Raw genomic sequence first — 889 nt, 5'->3', positions numbered from 1 at the left:
CCACCTGCAACAATCGATCAGCGGGACCCGCCCCAAAACGCTCGATATGCTCGGCGAACACCCCGGCCAGACCGGCATGGGTCACCCCGACCCCTTTCGGCACACCCGTCGAACCGGATGTGTAAATCACATAGGCCAACGCCGGCAACGGCACGGACACGTCCAGGTTCTCGTCCGGCAATCCCGCCACCACATCGAACAGATCCGGGTCATCCAGCACCACCGAAACCCCGGCATCCGCCATCATGAACTCGATCCGCCCGACCGGCAGCCCGGCATCGATCGGGCAATACGCAGCGCCAGCCTTGACCACGCCCAGGACCGCGGCCACCCACACCGGAGACCGCGGCAACATCACCCCCACCACCTCACCAGGACACACACCCAGCCCCAGCACATACCGCGCGACCTGATTCGCCCGCGCATTCAGCTCCGCATACGTCCACACCGTCCCCTCGCATTCGACCGCCACCGCATCCGGCGAGCGATCCACCTGCGCCTGGAACAACTCCGGCCACGAGCTCTCCGGAACCGTCCGGCCCACACCACGCCCCTGCACCAGATCCCGCGTTTCCGCCGGGTCCAGCACCGGTACCCGGTCCACCCGTATCTCCGGATCCGCGACCACCGTCTCCAGCACCCGCAAGAACCGGGCCACCAACTCCTCAGCCGTCACCCGATCGAACAAATCCACACTGAACTCCAGAACACCCCGCAACATCGGGGAACCGTTCGGACCGGTGGCGTTGCTCAGGCCCAGCAGCAGATCGAATTTGCTGACCTCGGAACCCACGCTCTGCGGAGTCACCGTGAGGCCGGGAACCGGTATGGACTCGCCCGCGAAACCCGGATCGATGTTGTTCAACGCGAGCATGACTTGGAAGAGGGG

Annotated in this window: 1 protein-coding gene; it reads right to left on the bottom strand. The window is 65.4% G+C overall.

Features of this window, described 5'->3' with window-relative positions; all coding sequences use genetic code 11:
• Positions 1–874, bottom strand: an 874-nt coding sequence (locus AD72_RS31285; protein WP_197285129.1) for an AMP-binding protein, incomplete at its 3' end; no start/stop codon positions are given.
• Positions 875–889: the final 15 nt, after the last annotated feature.

The organism is Sciscionella sediminilitoris, assembly GCF_000737195.2.
Classification (GTDB): Bacteria; Actinomycetota; Actinomycetes; order Mycobacteriales; family Pseudonocardiaceae; genus Sciscionella; species Sciscionella sediminilitoris.
This window is presented reverse-complemented; position numbering and strand designations above follow the sequence as displayed.